Below are 20,033 nucleotides of genomic sequence, written 5' to 3' on the forward strand. Positions count from 1 at the left end.
CAACCATGACCATCCTGACCGAAACCGAGAACGGACCGCTGGTCCTGAGCCCGGACCAGATCGAGGAACTCGGCCGTGAACTCGACGAGCTGCGCGCGGCCATCGTCGCCGACCTCGGCGAGCGCGACCGGGAATACCTGTACTCGATCATCAAGGCGCAGCGGGGATTCGAGATCGCCGGGCGCGGCCTGATGTATCTCGGCTTCCTTCCGCCCTTCTGGCTGGCCGCCGTGGCGGCGCTGAGTGTGTCGAAGATCCTGGACAACATGGAGATCGGCCACAACGTCATGCACGGCCAGTACGACTGGATGCGCGAGCCCGGCCTGAATTCCCGCGTGTTCGAATGGGACACGGTCTGCCCGGCCGACCAGTGGAAGCACTCGCACAACTACCTGCACCACACCTACACCAACATTCACAACAAGGACCGCGACATCGGCTACTCCATCCTGCGCATGGACGAGGCGCAGGAGTGGAACGTGCTCCGGCTCGGCCAGCCGCTGTACGCCTTCGTGCTCATGATGCTGTTCGAGTGGGGTGTGATGGGCCACGACCTCGAGGTCGAGAACATCCTGGCGGGTAAGAAGAAGTGGCCGGAGGTCAAGAACCTGATCCTCGGTCAGTGGCGCAAGGCGGGCAAGCAGGTGCTCAAGGACTACCTGGTGTTCCCCGCGCTGACCGGACCGCTGTTCTTCCACACGCTGGCGGGTAACGCCACCGCCAACCTGGTGCGCAACGTGTGGGCCTTCGCCATCATCTTCTGCGGTCACTTCCCGGCCGGCGTACAGACGTTCACCGAGGAGGAGACCGCGGACGAGACCCGCGGCGAGTGGTACATCCGGCAGATGCTCGGCTCGGCCAACATCACCGGCAGCAAGCTGTTCCACATCATGTCCGGGAATTTGTCGCATCAGATCGAACACCATCTGTTTCCCGATCTGCCCGCGAGCCGTTATCCGGAGATGGCGCCTACGGTCCGCGCATTGTGTGAAAAGTACGGTTTGCCGTACAACACCGGCTCGCTCGGTAAGCAGATCGGCTCGGTGTGGAAGAAGATTTTCAAGCTGGCACTTCCGCCGCGCTGGGTCGAGAGCGAACCGTCCCCCGGTGTTATCGTGATGCGTCAGCGAAAGGCGAGCGAAGCGGGCGTGTGAATGATCGGGAAATTCGAGAGCAACAAGGATCTCATTCAGGAATTGACGTCTTCCGGTGCCAGGCACGTCGGCAATATCGCCAACATCATCACGGGGACGGTGGCCGAGGTCACCAGGGAGATCGGCGAGTGGATCACCGACGCCATCGAGATGAACGAGGCGGCGGCCGCGGCGCGCCGGGACGCGGAGGCACAGCGGGATCTCGATCGTGACCTCGACACCGAGACCGAGGTCACGGTCACGAAACCGCGGGCGGACGCGACGGAGGCGTTCCTCGACGCCGAGGTCGTCGAGCCGGGCGTCGACGAGCCGCGCTGATCACCAGACCGGCAGCCTGCGCCGATGCTCGATGACGTCGGTGATCAGATCCTGATAGCCGTCGACCAGCTCGGCCAGCCTGGACCACTGCAGGTGGGCCTCACCGCCCGCCTGCCCCGGGTGCGGCCCGGTCGTGATCTCGTCGTCCAAAGAGTGTCGGGCCGAAACCCATTTGGCCGCGATTCGGTCGATGACCGCGCCGAGTGTCTCGGTATGCAGCGAGGCGCCCTCTCGGTGCTGCACGTTCTCCGCCACCCATGCGTCGATCCGCCCGATCCATTCCGCGCGGCAGCCGTCGATGTCCTCCACTTGCTGGGTGCAGGCGGCGACGCGGGTGCTGGATGCCTCCGGGGCGTGTGATCGCTCGAGTGTCCGCTGCCGTCGCTCGTGGCAGTCGACGAGCTTCCGCGCGGCGTGCAGCACGCTGTGCCGGTGCTGGTTCTCGCCGGGTTCGCGAATCGCGCGAAGCAGTGCGGCGGGCGGCGGCAGCTCTTGGGCTCCGAAACTGCGCTGAGCGTATTCGGTGGGCATGACATACCTCTGCGACACGACGAATCCTGGATGCGCCAGGGCCGAGGGGGATTTCGGGGAGGGGCGCCCCTCGGCTCCGGCGCAGTCCCGCACCCGGATGCCATCCCGAGTTCCACCAGCACGGCAGAGAAACCGGGAAATCCGCGACGATGCGGGAGAAGACGGTCCGAGAAATCAGGACACTTTCAGGAAAGCGCGGTAACCGAAGCCGCGCAATACTCTGGTCCGTGAATCCGAAAGCTGCCGGGAAATCGTTATATTCCGTTACGGATCGGTCACCCGGACCGGCGCTCGGCGGTGCGTTCTCGAAATTGTCGAGCGTATGAGCAGCAACCGATTCGGTGCGTGCGCTGCGCGCCGCCGCCGCATGGGCTAGCCTCGGTATTCGTGCCCGCCTACGTGTCATCGCCGGAGCTGACATTCGGCTTCATGTTCGCGCTGGAAGACCCTGAGCGAATCGCGGAGGTCGTGCGTGATCTGATCGTCCGCAAGACCGTGTCGGTCTTCCGTCTCGCCCGGCTGTCCGACGACGACGGCCCGCCGGAGCGCTACGTGGTCAACTGGGCGGTCATCCCGCAGATCTCGATCACCACCGCCGCGCCGGACGAGGAGGAGCTGCGCACCACCCGCACCATGCTGGTCAACGCTTTTCTCAGTGAGGGTGGCGAGGTCAGCCTGTATTCGGCGCAGTCGAGCGGACCGGCCTGAGGCGGACCGTCCCGGAGGCGCACATCCAGGACGGTCCGATCGATCACCCAACCGGTAGCGGTGCGTCGAGCCGTCCGGAGCGGGCGAGCGCCAACAGCCCCGCCGCCGCGGCTGCTCCCACGGCGACGAGCGCGGCCCACGCCAGTGCGCTCATCCCGGCCTCGCGCGTGCGGTCCAGCAGCGTTCCGATGCCCAGATTCCCGAGCAGGATGCCGATACCGACGATGGTGTTGTAGAGGCCGTAGTGCGTCGCCACCAGGCGGTTGCCCGACAACGCGACCACGGTGTCCATTTCGAACGGAAAGACCGCTGCCGCACCGATTCCCAGCGCGACCGCGGTCAACAGCAGTGCGCCGATCGCGGGCCACACACCGAAGCCGGTGCCAGGGATCGCCACCAGCGGCACGAACGCCGACGCGAGTATCGCCATGCCGAATGCCAGGCTGTGCGCGCGGCCCCACCGCTGCCCGAACCAGCGGGTGATGCGCAGTTGCCCGGCGATAGCGATCAACCCGGACAGCACGAACACCGCCGTCATCAGCACGGTGGCCGAGTCACCCGCGATCCGTGCGGCGTGCACCGGCAACGCCAGGTAGACCTGGAAGGCCAGGACCGAGGAACTGATCATCGCCGCGGCGAACAGCAGGAACGGGCGGTTGGCCAGCGCCACACGCCAATCGTCCAGCACCGAAGTGGTTTTCGGCTCGGCGCGGTGCTGCGGCAGCGCGCGTAACTGGGCCAGCGTCAGCACGCCGAACACCACCGCGGCGCCCGTGGCGGTCGCGCGGAAGTCGACGGCCATCAGCGCGAGCCCGGCGATCGGGCCGAACAGTATGCCCGCCTGGTAGAAGACGTTGAACACGGCGAACGCCTCCACCCGGCGCTCGCCCGAGTCGACCGCCAGATACGCGCGGACCGCCGGGTTGAACAACGCGCCCGCGAAGCCGGTCGCGGCCGAGGCCACCAGCAGCGCGGGCAGCGTGTCCGCGACCGCGAGCAGCGCGAAACCGCCGGTGCGCAGCAGGCATCCGGTCACGATGAGCGGCTTGTAGCCGAGTCGATCGGCCAGCGTGCCGCCGACGAGGAACATGCCCTGCTGGGAGAAGTTGCGGATACCGAGGACGAGCCCGACCGCCCACGCGGCCAGCCCGAGCGGACCGGCCAGGTAACCGGCCAGGTAGGGCATCAGCATGTAGAAGCCGGTGTTGATGGCGAACTGATTGACCATCAGCATGCGGCTGGGGCGGTTGAAGCCGCGGAAGGTGGCGATCAGGTCGGTCATCGCGTCCGCTCCTTCCTGGCGTCACGGGGATCGACGACCGTCGTGCACCGGGTCCACGAGAGCGCGACGGCGTCGGCCGGATGCGCGATGCGCAGCGGTGCGGTGGGTGGTGCGATGTCGAGCAAGCCGTGCTCGCGGCAATAGTCGTCGTTGTACACCGTGTCGAAGTAGCGCAGCGGTCCGTCGGGAAAGACCGCGGCGATCCGCGTGGCCGGATCGCCGGTGCGGGCGAGCCAGCCCGCGACCAGGGCGACCGCGCCGACGCTCCAGCCGCCGCTGGCGTGATGTGTCGCGGCGAGTCGACGGCACGCCCAGACCGCCTCCGCGGGCGCGACCCAGTGCACCTCCTCGAACGCCGAATAGTCGACGTTGTCCGGATGGATACTCGAACCCAGCCCGCGCATCAGCCGTGGCCCCGCGGGCTGTCCGAAGATCGTGGACGCCACGGTGTCGACGCCGACCAGACGCAGGTGCGGAAAGTACCGGCGCAGCGTGCGCGTGATGCCCGCGGAATGGCCGCCGGTGCCGACCGAGCAGACCAGGACGTCGATCCTGCCCAGCTGGGCGACCAACTCGAGCGCCAGGGTCTCGTAGGCGTCCTGGTTGTCGGGGTTGCGGTACTGGTCCGGGCACCAAGCCCGCGGATCGCGCGCCAGCAGTTCGGCGACGCGGTCGCGCCGCGCCTGCTGCCAGCCGCCGGTGGGGTGCGGCTCGGTGACCAGTTCCACCCGCGCGCCGTAGGCCGCGAGCATGCGGCGCATGAGCGGTTCCAAGTCGGGGTCGGTGACCAGCGTGACCGGGTGGCGATACACCATTCCCGCCAGCGCCAGGCCCAGACCGAGCGTGCCGCTGGTGGATTCGATGATCGGAGCGCCAGGTGCGACCGCACCGCGCGCGATGGCGCGCTCGACCATGTGCAGCGCGGGCCGGTCCTTCATGCCGCCCGGATTGGCGCCCTCGAGTTTGGCCCAGAAGCCGCGGCCGTCCGGTTTCGTTGTGCCGTCGAGCGGTTCGGTGATCCAGAGCACGGGCGTGTTGCCCACCATGGTCGCCGGACGCGGACAGCGCTGGGCCGCCGTGAGCAGACTCGCCGGGCTCGCGAGGGCAGGCTCCGGTTCGCGGGGAGCCGGATCGGGCACAGCCGGGTTCTGCAGCGCAGAAGTCATGAGGAATCGTCGATTCTGTGCGGTCGCTGTGGCAGCGACGGTGTGAGTGCGGACTTCGCACGAACACCGGCCGGGCCCCGGCAGGCTCCGGCCTGACGCTGACCGATCAGTTCCGATCGATGCCGAATCGAGTGAGTCTGTCTCTGCCCGGATACACCGGCAGGGTCGCGACCGGGGGTGCGCGCACGCCGCCCGCGCGGGCGGACGCGGGCGCCGCAAGCAGCACCGACACGGACGCGAGCAGTAGCAACAGCAGCAGCGTGACTGCGCGCGGCAGGGCGGCGAGCACCCCGTCGGCGGGCACGTGCCGGTCCGGTTCGGCGGCGTGCTGATGCCGGTCGGCGAGGATCGCCGGGGAGACGATGGAGGCCACGACGGGGCCGGACGCCTCGATGTGGGCGTGTGCCGCGACGGCGTGGTCGAAGACGTGGCACTGGGGCACCGCCATGGCGACCACCCAGACGGTGTACGCGAGAGCCACGATCACCCGGATCACCGGTAACCGCTGCGCGCCGAACGTCACGCTTTCCGATGGTACAAGCCCGTTCGCACGACGATTCGCGGGTGGGAATCGGTATGGGTGCGCGCTCCGGGTGACTTCGGCTGCGGCGCAACGCTCCTCGTTCGCGGAATGCGACCGTGCACCCCGATTCGTTGGCGTGTCGGTATCGAATGGTGCCGTTCACGGGTGGCCGGATACGCGACAATCAGGACACCTACTGGTTGTGGCATGGATCACAGCAACCGTAAGGAGCGTTGCTCATGGAACTCGAGAAGCCGGCCGCGCCGCCCAGCCCGATTCGGGTACGAGGCGATCTGGACCCCGCACTGTCCCGGTGGCTGTGGCTGGTCAAGTGGCTACTGGCGATTCCGCACTACGTCGTGCTGTTCTTCCTACACATCGCGTACGCCGTGCTCACGGTGGTGGCCTTCTTCGCCATTTTGATCACCGGCAAGTACCCGCGAGGACTGTTCGACTTCAACGTCGGCGTCATGCGCTGGGGATGGCGGGTGACTTTCTACGCGCTCTCGGTACTGGGCACCGACAAGTACCCGCCGTTCAGCCTGCAACCGAACGCGGACTACCCGGCCGACCTGGAGATCGACTATCCGGAGACCTTGCACCGCGGCCTGGTGCTGGTGAAGTGGTGGCTGCTCGCCATTCCGCACTATCTGATCGTCGGCGCGGTGCTCAGTGGCGGCATCGCGATCGCGGGGAGCGACGGTGACGACTGGGGCGGCGGCTCGATCTCTTTGCTGAGCATCCTGCTGATCGTCGCGTTGATCGGGTTGCTGTTCACGGCGCGCTACCCGCAAGGCATCTACGACTTCGTGATGGGCGTCAATCGCTGGATCATCCGCGTGCAGGCCTATGCCGGTTTGATGCGGGACGAGTACCCGCCCTTCCGGCTCGACCAGGGCGCCCGCGAATCCGACTGAACCGGTACCGAATCCGCCCGCCTGTTCAGCGGGCGGATTCGTATATCCGCCGGACGACGTCCTCGATCTCGGGCTCCTCGATCGACAGGTCCCGCACTTCGGCGCGCTCCGATACCGCGGCGAGCAATTGCGCGGCCGTGATCTGCTCGGGATCGAAGGCCAGCCGCTGCCGCATACCGTCGCCTTCGGTGCCGAGCAGCTGGGCGCAGCGTAGATCGTCGAGGTCGGGCGTCGGTTCGGCCAAGTCGACCACCAGTACCCGGCGCGCGCCGACGGTGGCCGCCAATCCGGTGAGCGATCCGTCGTACACCAAGCGGCCGTGGTCGACGACGAGCACACGCTCGCAAAGCCTTTCGATGTCGCCCATGTCGTGGGTGGTGAGCAGCAGGGTCGTGCCGCGCTCGGCGCGCTCGGCTCGGAGGAACTCGCGCAGCCGCTGCTTGGACAGCACGTCGAGGCCGATGGTCGGCTCGTCCAGGATCACCAGTTCGGGCGAATGCAGCAGTGCCGCGGCTACTTCAGCGCGCATGCGCTGGCCCAGCGAGAGCTGGCGCACCGGTGTGTCGAGCGTGTCGGCCATTTCCAGCTGCTCGATCAGCTCGTGCGCGCGCTTGCGCGCGGCGCCCGGCTCCAACCGGTGGATCGCGGCGAGGATCGAGAACGACTCGCGCAGGGGCAGATCCCACCACAGTTGCGAGCGCTGGCCGAACACCACGCCGATCCGCCCGGCCAGTTCGCGCCGCTGCCGCACGGGATCCAGCCCGCAGGTGCGTACGGTGCCCGCGGTGGGGACCAGGATGCCGGTGAGCATTTTGATCGTGGTGGATTTGCCCGCGCCGTTGGCGCCGATATAGCCGACGGCGGCGCCCCGGTCGATCCGGACGGTCATCCCGTCGACGGCGGTGAGCGTCTCGCGGCGCCTGCGCCAGCGGCGGCCGTTTTTGCGATACAGGATGAACTGCCTGGTGAGGCTCTCCATGTCGATGATCGCCTCCGGGCTGCCCGTGCTCATCCGCCGCCTCCCTGGTAATGCCGAGTGCCCGATCGCCACAAACCCAGCGCCAGCAGCCAGACCCACAGCGCCGCCACCGGGGTGAGCCAGGCCAGCCAGGCGGGCAGCAGCGGAGGGCCGGGCAGGCCGAGCAGCGCGAGGGTGGGCAGATAGGCCGTGAACGAGACCGGAATCGCGAACCCGAACAGCAGCCGCATGGGGGTGGGGAACACCGACGCCGGTTGCGTCGCCGCGAACGAGCCGCCGTAAGTGAAACTGTTGGTGAGCTCGGAGCCGTCGATCAGATAGAACTGCAATCCGGCGGCGCAGACGAACACCCCGCCGAACAGCGCGATACCGCCGACCAGCGTGAGTGCGAGCAGCGCGGCCGTGGTCGAACTCCAGGCGATGTCGTTGCGTGCCGCACCGGTCACCAGCGCGACGATCGAGACCGAGGCGCGAGCGAACCGGCGCAGGGAGATGTCGCTGGTGATCAATTGCAGCAGCAGTGGTTGCGGCCGCAGGTGGTAGGCGTCGAGCTGGCCCATCCGGATCAGCACCGGCAGCGTGTCGAGGTGGCCGAAAAGCACCTGGGCCAGCGCGAAACTCGTGTTGCTCAACCCGAACAGAAGCAGAGCGCCGTCCAGGTCGAGGCCGCCGAGGACGCGTGCGGTGCGGAAGATGAGCCACACCTCGGCCAATTCGACCAGGCCCACCAGAAATGCGCTCAGAAGCTCACTGGCGAACGACAACCGGTAGCTGCGTTGCGCCCGGATCCTGGAGCGCAACACGGCCACGTAGGGCGTCGACCACGACTCGGTGCGCGGGGCAACGATGTCACCCACCCTGCACCTCCAGCCTGCGTCGGCCCGCGACGAGCAGCACGCGTCCGGCGATCGCGGTGACCACCACCCAGAACACTTGGATCCCGACGACCGAGAGTGCTTCCGCGCCGGTGATCCGTCCCGAGAGCACGTCGATCGGAGATTGCAGAATCGACGGGAAAGGCGTGGCCGCCGCGATGGCGCCCAGCCACGATGGGAACATGTGCACCGGCACGAACAGTCCGGCCAGGAACGTGCCCGCGGCGTAGTACAGCACCCGGATGCCGCGGGTTTCCACGACCCAGAATCCGATCAGCACCACGAGGAACCGGCACAGGAACGAGATGACCACCGCCAGCAGGACACTCACCGCTCCGAGCAGGTAGGGACCGGGCGTGACCGGCATCGCCAGCCCGAAGGTGAGCGTGCCCACCAGCACGCTCGGCACTCCGCGCGGCAGGAAAGTGCACGCCGCGCGCCCGAGATCGTCGGCGAGATAACCGCATTGGATGTCGACCGGGCGCAGGAAATCGATGGCGATATCGCCGTTCTTGACCCGATCGTCCAGCGGTCCCAGCGGTCCCATGAACTGCACCGCGCCGAGCAGCCCCTGGGAGAGCCACACGTAGGCGCCGACGCTGCCCCGGTCGTACCCGCCGAAGTCGCCCGCGGCGTCCACCGCCGCGGCGAGGACGGCCGCGCGGACGAACCCGAACACGCAGTTGGTGAACAGCCCCGCGAACATGGCCATTTTGTATTGCCACTGTCTGCGGAATCCGGCGCCCACGAGGGATGTGTAGAGGGCGACGGCGCTGCGAAATCGTTCCCTGACGGCACGCTGTCCGCCCCCCTCCGGTCTGCCGCGCACAAGGAGTTGACTCTACTGGCCGCGGCGTGGAGCGGGAAAGGCTTCGGCGCGTTTTGAAGAAAAGGCCACATCCGGGCTGCGTCGATGTTAGAAACACTCTCACTTCAGATTGTGGAGCGCTCGCGCACGACGAGTAAGGAACGCCGATGACCGTCGCCGAGATGACTGTTTTCGAGGCACTCGAATCGAACGTGCGCGGGTACTGTCGCTGCTGGCCCGCCGTCTTCGACACCGCCAGCGGAGCGTGGTTGCGCGACGAGAACGGCAAGGAGTACTTGGATTTCTTCGCGGGCGCGGGCTCGCTCAACTACGGCCACAACAACCCCGTACTCAAGCGGGCGCTGCTCGACTACATCGCCGGAGACGGCATCACCCACGGGCTGGACATGTCCACCGTCGCCAAGCGGCGGTTGCTGGAAGTGCTGCGCGACAACGTCCTCGCCCCGCGCGGGCTGGATTGGAAAGTCCAGTTCCCCGGGCCGACCGGAGCCAACGCGGTCGAGGCCGCGTTGAAGCTCGCGCGCAAGGTGACCGGGCGGCAGACCGTGCTGAGCTTCACCAACGCTTTCCACGGGATGTCGCTGGGCGCGCTGGCGGTGACCGGGAACGCCGCGAAGCGGTCGGGTGCAGGGGTGTCGCTCGGGCACGCGATGCCGATGCCATACGACGGGTATCTCGGTGTCGCCGACGATCTGCTGTGGATGCGTAAGGCGCTGGATGATCCGTCATCGGGGTTGGACAAGCCTGCGGCGGTGATCGTGGAGACGGTGCAGGGCGAAGGCGGCATCAATGTGGCCCGGGCGTCGTGGTTGCGTGGACTGGCCGAATTGTGTTCGGCCCGCGGCATTCTGTTGATCGTCGACGACGTGCAGATGGGTTGCGGCCGTACCGGGCCGTTCTTCTCTTTCGAGGTCGCCGGGATCACGCCCGATATCGTGACGTTGTCGAAGTCGATCGGCGGCTACGGTCTGCCGATGGCGTTGGTGTTGTTCCGGCCGGAGCTCGATCAGTGGGCGCCCGGTGAGCACAATGGCACCTTCCGGGGCAACAACGCGGCGTTCGTGACGGGGCGTGTCGCGCTCGAGCACTATTGGTCGGATTCCGCACTGGAACTCGCGACCGTCGCCAAGGGGGAGCGGATCGCCCGAGCCCTGAGCGAATTCGTCTCGACCTTCCCCGGAGTCTCGACGCGGGGGCGGGGTTTGGTGCACGGCGTCGTGTTCGAGGACACGTCTCTCGCGGAAAAGGTCGGCCGGGCCGCTTTCGATCGTGGCTTGCTCGTGGAGACGTCCGGTTCGATGGACGAGGTGATCAAATTGATGCCGCCCCTGACGATCGCCGACGACGAGATCGACCACGGCATCCGGCTATTGGCGGCAGCGATGGAAGCGGTGTGCGGATGAAGGCCTTCCGTACGTGTTGCAAAACTATCTCAGCGATGCCCGCGTGGCGGTGAGGAGCGAGTAATCGCGGCCCTCGGCGGTCCCATCCCGTACACCGGTGCTCCGATGAAGCAGGTGCACCAGGGCCGGGGTATCACCATGCATCACTTCGGCTTGGTGGCGGGGCATCTGGAGGCGTCGCTCACCGCGGCGGGCGTGCCCGCCGATCTGGTCGCCCAGATCCTGGGCGCCATCGCCCCGCTGGCCGACGACATCGCCTCGTCGACCGCGACGATCTAGCCGCCGGGTCCGGTGGCGTGCCCGCTGCCGGTGGCGGGCACGCGGGCTCGGCGACTGCGGTCCGCGCCGAACGCCGTGGTCGCCGCACTTTTCGGGTCATGGCGGCTGCGCACCGCGGTGTGATTCACGCGCGTTCGAAGGCGTCGACTATGTGGCCGACGAGGCCGGGGAACCGGGCCTCGATATCGTTGCGGCGCAGTGATGTCCAGCGCTTGGTGCCTTCGTCTCGCTGGTGGATCAGGCCGGCTTCGCGTAGGACGCGGAAGTGATGGCTGAGCGTCGAGGGCGCGACATCCACGGGAAAGGTGCCGCAAACCCGCTCCGGCCCGGTCCACAGTGTCCGCACGATCGTCATCCTGGTCCGGTCGGACAGCGCGTGCAGGATGTCGAGGAGGTCCAACTCGGCGACGTCGGGGTGCCGCGGTGGTGCCGTGTTCCGTTGCGATCGGGCCATGTGCGAACTCCTTCCCCCTTGGTGAAACCAGGCTACCGTGCTTATTCTATGTTCGACGAACATCGAACATAGAATAAGAGGTCCTCATGCGGGCAGTGCAGCTGACCGGTCCGGCGCCGGATGCCACCACGACGCGGGTCGTCACGACCGACGAGCCGCGCCCGGGTCCGGGCGAGCTGGCGATCGAGGTCGCCTACGCAGGCATCAACTTCATGGATGTCATGGCGCGACGCGGCGACGCGGGATATGCCTCCGGCTGGCCGTACACGCCCGGGCTGGAGGTGGCGGGCCGGGTGCGCGCGCTCGGCGCGGGGGTCGACCGTTTCGCCGTCGGAGACCGCGTCGCCGCGTTGACCCGCGCGGGCGGGCTGGCCGAGGTCGCACTCGCTTCCGCCGACGTGGTCACCGCGGTACCCGCCGCCGTACCGCTACCGGTCGCGGCCGCCGCGCCGCTGGTGCTGTCGACCGCCACGTTGTTGCTGCGCGACGCCGCCCGGCTGCGGCCCGGCGACTCGGTGCTCATGCACTCGGCCAGCGGGGGAGTCGGCCACGCGGTCGCGCGACTGGCGGCCGCCGAGGGCGCGGGCCCGCGGTTGGGCACGGTGGGCAGGCCGGACAAGATCGCGGACGGGCTCGCGGCGGGGTGGGATGTCGTCACCGCGCGCGGCGAGGATGTCGTCGCCGCGGTGCGGGCCGCGGCCCCGGGCGGGGTGGACGTCATCCTCGATCCGACCGGTACCGCGAATCTCGAGCTCGACCTGGAACTGGCCGCGCCCGGTGCGCGAATCGTGCTGTTCGGCAACGCGACCGGTGGCACGCCGACGCCGTTGCCGCCGTTGGCCCGGCTCATCGGCGGCAACGTCGCCCTGATCGGGTTCAGCATCAGCCGGCTGCGGGACACGGTGCCGCACAGAGTCGCCGCGGCCCTCGCCGACGGTCTGGACAAGGTCGGTGACGGCGGACTGGAACTGCCGGTGACGGTGGTCGACTCGCTGGACCGGGTCGCTGAAATACACGATCTGCTTGCCGCTGGACGAGGTTCCGGCAAGTACGTCGTCGCGATCGGCGGCGAGTGAGGCTTCGGTGGCCTCGGCTCGGGACACGGACCTAGACGAAGTGCTCGATGTGCGGGAACCCGGCCCAGCCGGGATCACCGGTGTGCACGAACGCAGCGCAGGCCTGCTGCACCTTCATGGTCAGTCGCCGCAGGTCGGCCGGGTCCGCGCCGGCCAGCATCGGCGCCGTGCGCCAGGCCTCGAGACGGCCGAACACGAAGGGTAGGTCGATGCAGTGGCAGGCTCGGAACAGGCTGCCCGGCGGAGACCAGTCGAACCGGAAGGCGAAGGCCGATCGGGTCGGCAGGCCGTCGAGGCCGAAGAACCGTTCGGTCAGCTCCGCAGGCCCGTCGGGGAAGAACGCGCGGGCTTCGTCGCGGGTCGTGCCGACCAGCATCGGCAGGTCATGGGGCAGTCCGCCCACCAGGTCGGCGGACACCCCACCCGCGGCGACCAGTTGGAACGGCGGTGTCACGTCCAGCGGTACGGCCCGCCGCCGGGCCAGCTCTCCCTGCGCGGACAGCAATCGGCCGATCGACACGGCCCGTAGCCGATCCGCCTTCTCGGGGTGCAGGCCGAGTACCTCTAGGAATTGCCGCCCGATCCCGGCGGCCGCGGCCGGGGCGTACGGCCGCGTTCCTGTCGGCGTGCTCTGCAGGATGACCTGCCGGAACAGTCCTACGCCGGCCGGGTGGCGGAGCAGTGCGAGCGCCGACAGCGCCCCGGCCGACTGACCTGCCAGCGTGACGCGTCTCGGGTCGCCGCCGAACGCCGCGATGTTCTCCCGCACCCAGCGCAACGCCGCGACCTGGTCCAGCAAGCCCACATTGGGCGGGCCGTATTCCGGCGCCAAGTACAGGTATCCCAATGCGCCGAGCCGGTAGTTGACCGTGACGACCACCATCCGCCCACGCTCGGCCAACAGGGAGCCGTCGTACCAGGCTTCGGCGCCCGAACCGCTGGAGAACCCGCCGCCGTGCAGCCAGACCAGCACCGGCAGCCCGGTGCCGCCCGGTGTCCAGACATTCAGCGACAGGCAGTCCTCGCTTCTGTCGAGAGCACTGCCCGGCCCCATCACCCGTTCCAGCCGCGAGCGTGGCTGCGGAGACGCCGGACCCGGCCGCCGAGCATCGCGTACCCCGGTCCAGGCGGCAGCGGGCCCCGGCGCGGCGAACCGCGCGGCCCGGCCGAACGGGATGCCGCGAAACGCGGTCACCGACCCGCTGGTGACACCGCGCAATGCCCCGGCGGGGGCGTGTACCAGTTCGTTCATCGCTCAGGCCGCCAGGAAGGCGACCGCCCCGCCACGGGCCTCGGCAGCCCCGACAAAGAATCCACCGGGCAGCTCGCGCACGGTGAAACCGTTGCCGACCACCAGTTTCCGCGCGGCGTCGAGATCGGCGACGGCGACGGCCTGGCCCGCGAGGTAGGGCAGTGCGGGCACCGGCTCCCCGGGCAGGACCGCCTCGAAGTCGGAGACCGCGACGATCTCCATCCGGCCCACTGTCAGCGGCAGGACCGTCAGCGGCGGCTCGGCCAGCGGCTGGACGTCGAGGATGCGGGCGTAGCGGTCGACGGTCGCCGCCCGTTCCGTGTCGTCCACGACGAGCAGCACGCTGTGCAAGTGGGTGGCGCCGTTGGCATGGTCCAAGTAGCGGGGCTGATGGATCAGTTCGGGCGTCAGATGCCGGGCGATGTGGATCAGTCCCTCGGGGGTCAGCGCGCGGTCGAGGTGCACCGCCTCGAACCGCGCGGTCGCCGGGCCGTCGGGGGTGTCAACGTCGCGTTGCAGCGGCAGCACCCCGGACGAGGACAGATCGGCCGCGCGCAGCCGGCGCTCGACCGCTTCGGCGTCCGCGCAGCCGAACGAGCAGCCGTGCAGACCCTCGTATTGTGCGATCAGGGGCCGGATCTGCCACGGATCGACCGAACCGTCCCCGAACAGCCCGAGCAGTTCCAGGTAGGTCGAGCCGAACAGCGCGCACCGGTTGCCCGCACCCATCGGTTTGCGCTCACCACCGGGCCGATCCGAGCCCATGTGCATGGACAGCGGCGTGAGGGTGAAGCCGAGCGCCTCGTATGTTCCGGCGGTGGCATCCATGTCGGTGGTGTAGAGGACGGAGTGGTCGATGCGATCGATGTCGGTCATGCTCAAAGGCTGAGCCGCCGTGGCGCACCGGTTCCAGTCACCGTCGGTCGATTGCGGGATTTCGACATATTGCCGTCAGTAATGGTGGAATCGCTCACCCGGCCACGCAACGGCTCCCGCCCAGACCGAGCACTGAATAGGGCGGAAGTATGTGTCGCGCTCAGCGGCGTGTTCGGGTCAGGGCTGCGCCGACTCGCTTGCTGTTACGGATGACCGGGGCGCTTTCCACTCCGCGGATCCCCGGCAGGTTGCCGATGCCCTGTTCGAGAAAGTCGTAGAGGGCGTCCACATCGCGGCAGGCGGCGAACAGGAGCAGGTTGGTGGGTCCGGTGGTGGCGGCGGCGAAGGCGACGTCGGGATGCGTGGCGATCGCCTCGGCGGCCTGCCGCACCCGTGCCGGGTCGACGGTCAGCCACAGGATCGCCAGCGTCTCGAATCCCAGCAGTACCGGATCAATATCCACGTCGAAGAACAACGCACCGCACTCGCGTAACTGGGCAAGGCGGCGTTTGGCGGTCATCTCGGACCACCCGGTCGCCCGGGCGATGTCGGAGTAACCGACGCGACCGTCCTGCGCGAGGATGGCGAACAATTCCTCGTCGCCCTCCGCAGGCACTGTCGACGCCTGTTGAGACGGGGCCAGGGCGGCGATCTGCTCGGCGGTGAGCGAGTCGGCCCGGCCGTGCCAGCCGGCCGGACCGCCCGCGAAGACGCGCAGCAGGCAGTGCGCGGTGACGCCGGTGACCCGCGGCGTCTTCGGCAACTGCCCGAGCAGCAGGGCATCGCTCTCCCGAGAACTGCGGGTGCGGGTGACGCAGACGATCTGCGTGCCGCCCGAGGTGAGGCAGACCCACGAGGTATCCGGCCGCCGGGCCAGCGCATCGGCGACAGCCACCGCCGCGTCGGGGGTCACCTGGACCCGGACGAACCACTCCACCCACCCCAGTCGCCGGGGGTTCGGCAGGCCGACCACCCGCAGTTGCCCGGTGGTGCGCAGCCTGCGGTACCGCCGTGCGACCGTCTGATCGGACACGCCGAGCACCGCTGCGATGCGGCTGAACGGTGCGCGCCCGTCGATGTGCAGCGCGTGCACGATCGCGCGATCGATGTGGTCCAGGACCGGAGAACTCACCGGCGACAGCGTACTGCGGCCCTCCGCGACCGAATCCTCATCATGGGCGTGCTCACCCACGGCGATCTTCCTGGCCACTTTCGGCGTGCTGCCGTACTTCCTGGCCGGCTGCTCCGAAACGGTGCCGCAACTCGGTCGCGAAGTCGTCGACGAACTCGGCCGGATCGTCGGAATCACGCCCCGGGGAGGGAAGCCGACCGGGCAATGTTCTTTGGTGTTTGAGCGTCGCGCTCGGTGGGTAATACCCCTGTGACCCGTTGTATGTACAGGTCACAGGGGCTGTTGCGCCCCCGGCAGGAATCGAACCTGCGACCTAGGGATTAGAAGGCCCTTGCTCTATCCAACTGAGCTACGGAGGCAGCGGGTTCTACGATGGCCGACATTGGCCGTGCTGTCCAGCGAGTCGATTATAGCGAGCGTCCAGGTGGCCGGATTCTTAGCGTTAGCAACGTTTCAGCCATCCCGAACAGTAGGTGACGCGCCGTGGTGATCGGGGCCAAGGATATCGGTACAAACCCGACCGGGCCACGGAATACTCGCCGAACTACGCTCAGTCGTATGTCCTCCGCCCCCACCTCGTCCGCCGCTCCCCGAGCCGAGGCCGCTCGGTCGGGGGCGGCGTTCGGCACGATCACCGCGCTGGCCGGCGCCATCGCGGCCGTCGTCGCGGCGCTGGTGGTGGGGTTGTCGGCGGCGCAGGCACTGAGCCTGCTCGGCATCCCCGACCCGGGCGCGGCGACCACCTACGGACTGCCCGCGGTCCGGGCGCTCGCCGACCTGTCGGCCGCGCTGACAGTCGGCTCGCTGTTGTTCGCGGCCTTCCTGGCGCCGCCGCAGTCGAACGGGCTGCTGGACGTCGGCGGGTATCGCGCGGTGCGCAGGGCGTCGAATTTCGCGGTGGTCTGGGCGTGTTGCGCGGCGCTGCTGGTGCCGCTGACGGTTTCGGACACCACCGGACGGCCGGTGGGGGATGTTCTGCGCCCGCAGGAACTGTGGCAGGCGATCGATCGGGTCGAGTTGGCCGGAGCTTGGCGGACGACCGTCGTTTTCGCCCTGATCGTCGCCGTGGGCTGCCGCCTCGCGTTGCGCTGGGGCTGGACTCCGGTCCTGCTCGGGGCCGCGATCGCCACCATGATGCCGCTGGCGTTGACCGGCCATTCCTCCTCGGGCGGGTCGCACGACGTGGCGACCAACAGCCTGATCCTGCATCTGATCTCGTCCGCCGTCTGGGTCGGCGGCCTGTTCGCCGTGCTCGCGCATGCCCTGCGCGGCGGTGCGTACACCGACGTCGCGGCCCGGCGTTTCTCGTCGACCGCCACGGTCGCCTTCGCCGTGATCGCGGTCAGCGGCGTGATCAACTCCTGGGTCCGCGTGCCGGTGGACGAACTGCTCTCCAGCACCTACGGCAGGCTGGTGCTGGCCAAGGCCGCCGCGCTGGCGGTGCTCGGTGTGTTCGGTTACGTGCAGCGCCGCGCCTCGTTGCCCGCCTTGGCGGCCGATCCCGGCGACCGGTCGGCCCTGGTGCGGTACGCGGGCGTCGAAGTATTGATCTTCGCCGCGACCATCGGCCTCGCGGTCGGGCTCGGCCGTACGCCGCCGCCACCGCCGGATTCCGTTCCGACGCCGGTCGAAGTGGAGCTGGGCTACAACCTGGCCGGGCCGCCCACATTCGCCCGCATGGTGTTCGACTGGCGGTTCGATCTGATCTTCGGAACGCTGTCCATCGTGCTCGCGGTGCTGTACCTGCTCGGCGTGCGGCGGCTGCGAGCGCGAGGTGACGCGTGGCCGGCCGGGCGGACGTTCGCCTGGCTGTCCGGTTGTGTGGTGCTGCTCGTCGCCACCTCTTCCGGCGTCGGCCGGTACTCCCCCGCGATGTTCAGCGTGCATATGGGAGCCCATATGGCGCTGTCCATGCTCGCGCCGATCCTGTTGGCGCTCGGTGGCGCGGTGACGCTGGCGCTGCGCGCGCTGCCCCCGGCCGGCCGCGGTGGCGTGCCGGGGCCGCGGGAATGGCTACTGGCCGCGGTACACAACCCGGTCTCGCGTTTCCTGACTCACCCGATCGTGGCGTCGGCGATCTTCGTCGGCGGCTTCTACGCGCTGTACCTGGGCGGCATCTTCGACGCCTACGCCGACTCACACGCGGCGCACCTGCTGATGAACGTGCACTTCCTGCTCAGCGGTTACCTGTTCTACTGGGTGGTGATCGGCATCGATCCCAAGCCGAGGCAGGTGGAGCCGTTGACCAAGCTCGCCATGGTGTTCGGCTCGCTGCCGTTCCACGCGTTCTTCGGCATCGCGCTGATGAGCATGACCACGGTGCTCGGCGGCTGGTTCTACCACGGCCTCGGTCTCGGCTGGAACGGCGATCTGCTCGGCGACCAGCGCACCGGCGGCAGCCTCGCGTGGGCGAGCGGTGAGGTCCCCCTGGTGGTGGTGATGCTGGCTTTGCTGATCCAATGGTCGCGCAGCGATCAGCGACTCGCGCAGCGCACCGATCGAGCCGCCGAACGCGACAACGACGCCGCACTCGCCGCACACAACGCGATGTTCGCCGAACTGGCCAAGCGAGATGGAGAAGTGCGTAAGTGAGTGAACGCGCCACCACGGTCTCCCCACACAGACCGGCCGGGCGGGTGGAACGGTCGGACGTGCGATCCGCACGCAAGCGGCTGGCGGGGCAGATCCGTAAGACGCCGGTCTTCCACACCTCCATCGCGAGCCCGTCCGGTCCCGTCCCGGTGACGATCAAGCTCGAGCACCTCCAGCACGGCGGGACGTTCAAAGTACGCGGCAGCCTCAACGCGCTGCTCGAGTCGGGCACCGGGGTCGATCAGGTGGTGATCGCCTCCGGCGGCAACGCGGGTATCGCGGCGGCGCTGGCCGCGGCGCGGCTCGGAAAATCCTGCACCGTCGTCGTCCCGGAGACCGCGCCGCACACCAAGGTCGCCGCGATGTGGTCGCACGGCGCGGAGGTGCTCTGGCACGGCACCTGCTACGCCGAGGCCTTGCAGCACGCGACCGAGCTGGCCACCGAACGGGGCGCGCTGCTGCTGCACGGCTACGACCTGCCCGCGGTGGTCGCGGGCATCGGTGTGGTGGGGCTGGAACTCGAGGAGCAGGTACGTGGTCGGCCGCCGGTGCTGGCCGCGGTGGGCGGTGGCGGACTGGTCGCGGGCATCGCGGCCGCGGTCGGGCGGCGTCAGCGGGTGATCGGGGTGGAACCCGACGGCGCCGCGATCCTGCGCGCGGCGTTGGCGGCCGAGCGTCCGGTGGACATTGTCGGGTCCGGGATCACCGTCGACTCGCTGGGGCCGACCCGTATCGGTGACATCGCACTCGACGTCGCCCGCCGCCACGGCGTGCGCTCGGTGCTGGTCAGCGACGACGCGATCAGCGCGGCGCGGGAATATCTGTGGCGCGAGTTCCGCATCCTGGTGGAAGTGTCCGGCGCCACGGCGCTGGCCGCCGTGCACAGCGGCGTCTACGTTCCCGCGCCGGACGAGCGACCGGTGGTGGTCCTCTGCGGCGCCAATACCGACGTGGCGGTGTTCTGACCACGCGGGCGTGAAAGCTCGGTCTTCACATTTCGGGAAGTTGTGCACATTCCTGGATCGGATCGCTCGGGTCCGCGAAATCGGCGCACGCTGGAAGTGCCTCCTGGAGGGGGAGGACATTCCGGGCGGTTCCGGATCCGAATGTGAAGGGGCGTAGCTATGTACGAGGCGAATGCGACCGTGATCGGAACGATCGCCACCCATCCGGTCAAGCGTGATCTGACCAATGGCGAGCAGGTGGTCACCTTCCGGTTGGCGAGCAATTCCCGCCGACTGGACCAGACGTCGGGGCAATGGGTGGACAACGGCACCCTCTATCTCACCGTCAGCTGCTGGCGCAGGCTGGTGGCAGGTGTCGACGCGTCACTGCGGCGCGGCGATCCGATCATCGCCTACGGCCAGCTGCGCTCCCACGAGTACCGGAGCAAGGACGGTGTGGAGCGACGGGATCTGGAGATGCGCGCCACCGCGGTCGGACCGGACCTGTCCCGCTGTGTCGCGCACCTGACGCGGCTGTCCGACCTGCCGCCACGGAATACTTCCGCGATCGCGAACGCTGAAGGTCAGGTGCCGGTGGGCGACGCGCCGGGGGAGAATATCGTTGCCGCCGATTCGGCACCGCCGCGCGGCAGCGCGCCCGAGCCGGTCGACGCTTGATCGCATGGCCGGTTTTCGTCCCGGCGGCAGGTAGCTCTGCTTCGTCCCCCCATCTCTCGCACCGA

Annotated in this window: 20 protein-coding genes, 1 tRNA gene and 1 pseudogene; 10 read left to right on the forward strand and 12 right to left on the reverse strand. The window is 68.6% G+C overall.

All coding sequences use genetic code 11. The features are described from left to right. The first annotated feature begins 5 nt into the window (after positions 1-5). Both ACFV2O_RS27560 and ACFV2O_RS27565 read left to right on the forward strand, forming a co-directional pair. Positions 6-1,154, forward strand: coding sequence for a fatty acid desaturase family protein (locus ACFV2O_RS27560; protein ID WP_379254246.1), 1,149 nt, complete (start codon positions 6-8; stop codon positions 1,152-1,154). Further along, positions 1,155-1,472, forward strand: coding sequence for a hypothetical protein (locus ACFV2O_RS27565; protein ID WP_379254247.1), 318 nt, complete (start codon positions 1,155-1,157; stop codon positions 1,470-1,472). Here the strand turns inward: ACFV2O_RS27565 and ACFV2O_RS27570 are convergent, their stop codons facing one another. Further along, entirely contained in the window at positions 1,473-2,003 is a 531-nt protein-coding gene (locus ACFV2O_RS27570) for a DUF4254 domain-containing protein (RefSeq protein WP_379254248.1), read from the reverse strand. Positions 2,004-2,390: 387 nt separating this feature from the next. On the opposite strand from ACFV2O_RS27570, the gene ACFV2O_RS27575 reads away from it, so the two are divergent. Beyond that, on the forward strand, positions 2,391-2,711 hold the full coding sequence (locus ACFV2O_RS27575) for a hypothetical protein (protein ID WP_355075883.1): 321 nt from the start codon (positions 2,391-2,393) through the stop codon (positions 2,709-2,711). A 43-nt stretch (positions 2,712-2,754) separates the two neighbouring features. On the opposite strand, the gene ACFV2O_RS27580 is transcribed toward ACFV2O_RS27575, so the two are convergent. The 3 genes from ACFV2O_RS27580 to ACFV2O_RS27590 form a co-directional block, all read right to left on the reverse strand. Continuing rightward, entirely contained in the window at positions 2,755-3,993 is a 1,239-nt protein-coding gene (locus ACFV2O_RS27580; RefSeq protein WP_379254249.1) for an MFS transporter, read from the reverse strand. After that, positions 3,990-5,039 (reverse strand): PLP-dependent cysteine synthase family protein, encoded by a 1,050-nt coding sequence (locus ACFV2O_RS27585; protein WP_379254322.1) that lies wholly within the window; start codon positions 5,037-5,039, stop codon positions 3,990-3,992. Before ACFV2O_RS27585 ends, ACFV2O_RS27580 begins: the two co-directional genes overlap by 4 nt. Positions 5,040-5,265: 226 nt before the next feature. Then, positions 5,266-5,682 (reverse strand): hypothetical protein, encoded by a 417-nt coding sequence (locus ACFV2O_RS27590; RefSeq protein WP_379254250.1) that lies wholly within the window; start codon positions 5,680-5,682, stop codon positions 5,266-5,268. Positions 5,683-5,921: 239 nt separating this feature from the next. Between ACFV2O_RS27590 and ACFV2O_RS27595 the strand changes: the two genes are divergently transcribed. Then, positions 5,922-6,599: a DUF4389 domain-containing protein gene (locus ACFV2O_RS27595; RefSeq protein ID WP_379254251.1), complete on the forward strand. Its 678-nt coding sequence runs from the start codon at positions 5,922-5,924 to the stop codon at positions 6,597-6,599. A 25-nt stretch (positions 6,600-6,624) separates the two neighbouring features. Here the strand turns inward: ACFV2O_RS27595 and ACFV2O_RS27600 are convergent, their stop codons facing one another. From ACFV2O_RS27600 to ACFV2O_RS27610, 3 genes are read right to left on the reverse strand one after another with little or no spacing between them, the layout of a single operon-like run. Then, positions 6,625-7,611, reverse strand: a complete 987-nt coding sequence (locus tag ACFV2O_RS27600) for an ATP-binding cassette domain-containing protein (RefSeq protein ID WP_379254253.1) — start codon at positions 7,609-7,611, stop codon at positions 6,625-6,627. Beyond that, the gene (locus tag ACFV2O_RS27605; protein WP_379254254.1) at positions 7,608-8,435 is read right to left on the reverse strand and encodes an ABC transporter permease; all 828 of its coding nucleotides are present in this window, start codon (positions 8,433-8,435) and stop codon (positions 7,608-7,610) included. Before ACFV2O_RS27605 ends, ACFV2O_RS27600 begins: the two co-directional genes overlap by 4 nt. Next, complete coding sequence (locus ACFV2O_RS27610; RefSeq protein ID WP_355075897.1) at positions 8,428-9,201, reverse strand: ABC-2 family transporter protein; 774 nt, start codon at positions 9,199-9,201, stop codon at positions 8,428-8,430. Before ACFV2O_RS27610 ends, ACFV2O_RS27605 begins: the two co-directional genes overlap by 8 nt. Before the next feature lie 227 nt (positions 9,202-9,428). Between ACFV2O_RS27610 and ectB the strand changes: the two genes are divergently transcribed. After that, on the forward strand, positions 9,429-10,685 hold the full coding sequence (gene ectB, locus ACFV2O_RS27615; protein WP_379254255.1) for a diaminobutyrate--2-oxoglutarate transaminase: 1,257 nt from the start codon (positions 9,429-9,431) through the stop codon (positions 10,683-10,685). 66 nt (positions 10,686-10,751) lie between these two features. After that, a pseudogene (locus ACFV2O_RS27620) lies at positions 10,752-10,964 on the forward strand (group 1 truncated hemoglobin); the annotation flags it as partial. Between the two features lie 124 nt (positions 10,965-11,088). Here ACFV2O_RS27620 and ACFV2O_RS27625 read toward each other — a convergent pair. Then, on the reverse strand, positions 11,089-11,418 hold the full coding sequence (locus tag ACFV2O_RS27625; protein ID WP_356968276.1) for a metalloregulator ArsR/SmtB family transcription factor: 330 nt from the start codon (positions 11,416-11,418) through the stop codon (positions 11,089-11,091). 86 nt (positions 11,419-11,504) lie between these two features. Here ACFV2O_RS27625 and ACFV2O_RS27630 point away from each other — a divergent pair, with 86 nt between their 5' ends. Further along, a complete protein-coding gene (locus tag ACFV2O_RS27630) occupies positions 11,505-12,494 on the forward strand; it encodes a zinc-binding alcohol dehydrogenase family protein (RefSeq protein WP_379254257.1) in 990 nt (329 codons plus the stop codon). Between the two features lie 31 nt (positions 12,495-12,525). Here the strand turns inward: ACFV2O_RS27630 and ACFV2O_RS27635 are convergent, their stop codons facing one another. The 4 genes from ACFV2O_RS27635 to ACFV2O_RS27650 form a co-directional block, all read right to left on the reverse strand. Then, positions 12,526-13,746 (reverse strand): carboxylesterase family protein, encoded by a 1,221-nt coding sequence (locus ACFV2O_RS27635; protein ID WP_379254259.1) that lies wholly within the window; start codon positions 13,744-13,746, stop codon positions 12,526-12,528. A gap of 3 nt (positions 13,747-13,749) precedes the next feature. After that, positions 13,750-14,622: a VOC family protein gene (locus tag ACFV2O_RS27640; RefSeq protein ID WP_379254261.1), complete on the reverse strand. Its 873-nt coding sequence runs from the start codon at positions 14,620-14,622 to the stop codon at positions 13,750-13,752. A 160-nt stretch (positions 14,623-14,782) separates the two neighbouring features. Next, entirely contained in the window at positions 14,783-15,754 is a 972-nt protein-coding gene (locus ACFV2O_RS27645) for an Lrp/AsnC family transcriptional regulator (protein WP_379254263.1), read from the reverse strand. Between the two features lie 285 nt (positions 15,755-16,039). Then, a tRNA-Arg gene (locus ACFV2O_RS27650) sits at positions 16,040-16,113 on the reverse strand. A gap of 199 nt (positions 16,114-16,312) precedes the next feature. Between ACFV2O_RS27650 and ACFV2O_RS27655 the strand changes: the two genes are divergently transcribed. The 3 genes from ACFV2O_RS27655 (at position 16,313) to ACFV2O_RS27665 (ending at position 19,968) form a co-directional block, all read left to right on the forward strand. Beyond that, the gene (locus tag ACFV2O_RS27655) at positions 16,313-18,346 is read left to right on the forward strand and encodes a cytochrome c oxidase assembly protein (protein WP_379254265.1); all 2,034 of its coding nucleotides are present in this window, start codon (positions 16,313-16,315) and stop codon (positions 18,344-18,346) included. Next, positions 18,343-19,311, forward strand: coding sequence for a serine/threonine dehydratase (locus ACFV2O_RS27660; RefSeq protein WP_379254267.1), 969 nt, complete (start codon positions 18,343-18,345; stop codon positions 19,309-19,311). The genes ACFV2O_RS27655 and ACFV2O_RS27660 overlap by 4 nt, the downstream gene beginning before the upstream one ends. Positions 19,312-19,470: 159 nt before the next feature. Beyond that, on the forward strand, positions 19,471-19,968 hold the full coding sequence (locus tag ACFV2O_RS27665) for a single-stranded DNA-binding protein (RefSeq protein ID WP_379254269.1): 498 nt from the start codon (positions 19,471-19,473) through the stop codon (positions 19,966-19,968). Positions 19,969-20,033: the final 65 nt, after the last annotated feature.

Source organism: Nocardia sp. NPDC059691, from assembly GCF_042733915.1.
Lineage (GTDB): Bacteria > Actinomycetota > Actinomycetes > Mycobacteriales > Mycobacteriaceae > Nocardia > Nocardia sichangensis.